The sequence below is a fragment of the Streptomyces sp. CO7 genome (genome assembly GCF_053474865.1).
This window is the reverse complement of the sequence record NZ_JBRIOU010000005.1, coordinates 316,112-320,379: the sequence shown is the minus strand read 5'-3', so window position 1 is coordinate 320,379 and position 4,268 is coordinate 316,112. Positions and strand designations below refer to the sequence as shown.

Below are 4,268 nucleotides of genomic sequence, written 5' to 3'. Positions count from 1 at the left end.
GCCCAGCGCGGTCCGGTCCCCACGCCCCCGCCGGACGCGCCGCCCGCACCCCCGGTGTCACCCGGACCGGTGAAACCGGTGGACGCGGCGGCCGCCGCGCTGGCCCTCCCGGTGCCCCTGGTGAACCCCGACGACCCCAACGCCGGCTTCCTGGCCGCGCTGACGACCGCGGCTCCCCAGGAGCTGATCGCCGCCCTCGCCGCGGCGCCCTCGCCCTCCCCCGAGTCCCGGCTGCGACTGGTGCGCGCCCGGCTGGAGGCGGGTGAGGCGGCGGTCGCCGTGCAGGAGCTCACCGGCGTGGCGGCCGAGGAGACCGACGACTGGCGGGTGGTCTGGTACCGGGGCGTGACGTCCCTGGTCACCGGCGAGTACGTGGCCTCCGCGCTGGCCTTCGACGCCCTCTACGACGCCTTCCCCGGCGAGCCCGCGCCGAAGCTGGCACTGGGTTTGTGCGCCGAGGTGCTGGGGCAGTTGGACAACGCGGCCGAGTACTACCGCCAGGTCTGGTCGACCGATCCGAGCTATGTGAGCGCGGCGTTCGCACTGGCCCGGGTACGGCTCGCGTCGGGCGACCGGGAGGGCTCGGTGGCCGCACTGGAGTCCGTGCCGGAGGCGTCGATCCACTACACCGCGGCCCGGGTCGCCGCCGTCCGGGCGCGTCTGCGGGGGCGTACCGTGGTGGGCGCCGACACGCGGTTCCTCGACGATCTGACCGCCGCCGCCGCGCAGGTGGAGGCGCTGGGCGGATACGGCCTGGACGCCGTGCGGCGTGAGCGGCTCTCCGCGGAGGTGCTGGGCTGCGCGCTCGACTGGGTACTCTCCGGAGGCCGGGGCTCCGCACCGGCGGCGTCCGGACGCGGGGTACTCGGCGAAGTACTGGACGAGCGGGGACTCCGTCTCGGCCTGGAACGTTCGTACCGCACGCTGGCCCGACTCGCGGACGGCGGCGAGGAGAGGATCGACCTGGTGGAACGCGCCAACCGTTACCGTCCCCGGACGTGGGTGTAGTGGTGCCTCCGATGACTGCCGACAAGCACCGTCTGTCCGCCTGTCCGGGCTGCACCGAGCCGGTGGAGCCGGCCGACCTCTTCTGCGGCGCCTGCGGCATGGACCTGTCCGCGGCGGCGGCCCCGGCGGCCGACACGCCGACGGTCGCCCTGCAGACGCGCGACGACACGCCGTCCGCGCCGCCCGCCGCCCCACCGGCCGCCGCCGATCCCGGGACCGACGGCTTCACCCTGCAGCCGCCCGCCCCGCGCTCCGCGGACCCGAGGGAGGCCGTGGCGGCCGCCCCCGGCGCGGGGCAGGCCTGCGTGGCGTGCCGGGCCGGCCGGGTGGACCGGGACGGATACTGCGAGAACTGCGGCCACGCCCAGCCGCGCGAACGGGACCACATGGAACAGGAGTCGGGGCCCGTCGCCGCGGTCAGCGACCGCGGACTGCGCCACCACCGCAACGAGGACGCGTTCGCCCTGGCCGTCGCCGCCCTCCCGGACGGCACCCCGGCCTCGGTCGCCGTGGTCTGCGACGGCGTCTCCTCGGCCACCCGGCCCGACGAGGCCTCCGCCGCCGCCTCCCGCACCGCGGCCGACACGCTGTGCGAGGCGCTGCCCCGCGGCACCCACCCGCAGACCGCGATGCACGAGGCCATCCTGGCCGCCGCCCGCGCGGTCGACGCGCTGGCCGGCGAGCCGACCGAGGCCCGCGAGCACGCGGTCCAGCAGAACGCCCCCGCCTGTACCCTGGTCTCCGCGGTCGTCACCGACGGCCTGCTGGTGGTCGGCTGGGTCGGCGACAGCCGCGCCTACTGGGTGCCCGACGACCGCTCGGCCCCGGCCCGGCTCACCGAGGACGACTCCTGGGCCGCGCAGATGGTGGCGGCCAACCTGATGAGCGAGGCACAGGCGTACGCCGACGAGCGCGCCCACGCGATCACCGGCTGGCTGGGCGCCGACTCCTACGAACTGGACCCGCACACCGCCTCGTTCAAGCCGGACCGGCCCGGTGTGGTGGTGGTCTGCACGGACGGCCTGTGGAACTACGCCGAGGCCGCGGCGCAGATGGCCGAGATCCTCCCCGCCGACGCCGCGACCCGCCCGCTGCACAGTGCGCGGGTCCTGGTCGGTCACGCCCTGGACGGAGGGGGCCACGACAACGTAACAGTGGCCGTGGTGCCGTTCCCCGGCCCCGCCAAGGGGGCAGGATCCGGCTGAGGCGTGCCTGGCCGAGGGAGCCGCGGGCGCGCGAGGGGGCGAAACACGCATGGCGATTCTCTCGAAACCCGACGTGCCACGGTTCTCCGTGGACGTCTACCAGAACGAGTACCTGCCGGAGGGGGCCGGCGAGGTCAACGCGGTGGTGACCGTCACGGCGAGCGGCGGGGGAACCCTCACGGGCCCCGCCTTCGCCGGCGGTGCCGGGGGTCACGGCGGTCCGGGCGGCGGTCCGGACGCCGCCGTGGTGGTGATGGTGGACTGCTCCGGCTCGATGGACTACCCGCCGGCCAAGATGCGCGGCGCCAGGGAGGCCACCGCCGCCGCGGTGGACACGCTCCGCGACGGGGTGAGGTTCGCGGTGGTCGGCGGCACCCACGTCGCCCAGGAGGTCTACCCCGGCGAGGGGCGGCTCGCGGTCGCCGGGCCGGACACCCGTGAGCAGGCCAAGCAGGCGCTGCGCCGGCTCACCGCGGGCGGCGGCACCGCCATCGGCACCTGGCTGCGGCTGACGGACCGCCTGCTGTCGTCGGCCGACGTGACGATCCGGCACGGCATCCTGCTCACCGACGGCCGCAACGAGCACGAGACCGCCGAGGCCTTGGCGTCGGCGCTGGAGCACTGCTCCGGGCGCTTCACCTGCGACGCGCGGGGCGTGGGCACCGACTGGGAGGTCAAGGAGGTGACCGCGATCGCCTCCGCGCTGCTGGGCACCGCCGACATCGTCGCCGACCCGCAGAACCTGGCGGCCGACTTCACCTCGATGATGGAGACGGCGATGGGCAAGGGCGTCGCCGATGTCGCGCTGCGCCTGTGGACCCCGGCGGGCGCGCGGCTGCGCTTCGTGAAGCAGGTCGCGCCCTCGGTCGAGGACCTGACGGACCGCCGCAGCGAGGCCGGACCGCGGGCCGGGGACTACCCGACCGGGTCATGGGGCGACGAGTCACGCGACTACCACGTCTGTGTGGAGGTGCCGCCCGCCGAGATCGGCCGGGAGATGCTCGCCGCCCGCGTCTCGCTGGTGGTGCCGCGCCCCGACGGCGGCGCCGACAGCCTGGGCGCGCAGGGCCTGGTGCGGGCGGTGTGGACCGACGACCTGGCGGCCTCCACCTCCATCGATCCGCAGGTGGCGCACTACACGGGGCAGGCCGAGCTGGCCGCGGCCATCCAGCAGGGACTGGAGGCGCGCAAGGCGGGCGACGCGGACGCCGCGACCGCCAAACTCGGGCGGGCCGTGCAGCTGGCCGGACTGTCGGGAAACGCCGATACGGCGAAACTGCTTTCGAAGGTGGTGGACGTGGTCGACGAAGCGGCGGGTACTGTGCGACTGAAGACGAAGGTCGCGGAAGCCGACGAGATGACACTGGAGACCCGGTCCACCAAGACCGTACGGGTCAAGCGGCGACCGCACGAGAGTTGAGAGAGCCGGCCACCGAGCGGCCGGGGGGAGAGGGGGAAGCGCCGACATGCCGACCTGCCCGAACGGACACCAGTCGGGTTCCGACGACTGGTGCGAGGTCTGCGGTCACCGCATGGCGGGTGCCGTGCCCCCGCCGCCTCCGCCGACCGCCGGCGGATACGGTTTCCCGCCGCCGGGCGGCGGCCAGGGGGGCCGCGCGCCGGAGCTCTGCCCGCAGTGCCGCACGCCCCGCGAAGGGCTGGCGCCCTTCTGCGAGGAGTGCCGGTGGAACTTCCTCACCAACACGGCGACCTCCTACACGCCGCCGCCCCCGTCGTACGGCGGGGGCCCGGGCCGACCGGGTGGTCCCGGCGGCCAGGCGCCGCCGCCTCCCGGGGGGAGGGCGTACCAGCCCGACCCGTCGGAGTACCAGGCCTCGCGGCCCTCACAGCTGAACCGTCCCGCCGAGCCGCTGGGCGGCGAGGCCGGGGGCGCGCCCGCCTCCTTCCAGCAGGGACGTCCGGGCGCGGGCGGGCCGCCGCCTTCCTTCTACGAACCCGGGCGCGGTCCCGGGGCCCCGGCGGGCGACGACTGGACGCTGCCGCCGCCGGGGGGCCCGGGCGGCCCCGGTTCCGGTCCCGGCGGGCCGGGTGCTG

At 75.9% G+C, this 4,268-nt stretch carries 3 protein-coding genes and 1 pseudogene; all 4 read left to right on the top strand.

The annotated features are described in order from the left end of the window. On the top strand, positions 1-1,008 hold a 1,008-nt coding region (locus ACOV8S_RS19880; protein ID WP_448319138.1), incomplete at its 5' end, for a tetratricopeptide repeat protein. An 11-nt stretch (positions 1,009-1,019) separates the two neighbouring features. Continuing rightward, complete coding sequence (locus tag ACOV8S_RS19875) at positions 1,020-2,213, top strand: PP2C family protein-serine/threonine phosphatase (protein ID WP_448319137.1); 1,194 nt, start codon at positions 1,020-1,022, stop codon at positions 2,211-2,213. 49 nt (positions 2,214-2,262) lie between these two features. Then, positions 2,263-3,633, top strand: coding sequence for a vWA domain-containing protein (locus ACOV8S_RS19870; RefSeq protein ID WP_448319136.1), 1,371 nt, complete (start codon positions 2,263-2,265; stop codon positions 3,631-3,633). Between the two features lie 46 nt (positions 3,634-3,679). Next, a pseudogene (locus ACOV8S_RS19865) lies at positions 3,680-4,268 on the top strand (FHA domain-containing protein); the annotation flags it as partial.

Excerpts from the sequence above, each read along its gene's own strand:
- ACOV8S_RS19875 (WP_448319137.1), top strand. The coding sequence starts at position 1,020 with ATGACTGCCGACAAGCACCGTCTGTCCGCCTGTCCGGGCTGCACCGAG.
- ACOV8S_RS19870 (WP_448319136.1), top strand. The coding sequence starts at position 2,263 with ATGGCGATTCTCTCGAAACCCGACGTGCCACGGTTCTCCGTGGACGTC.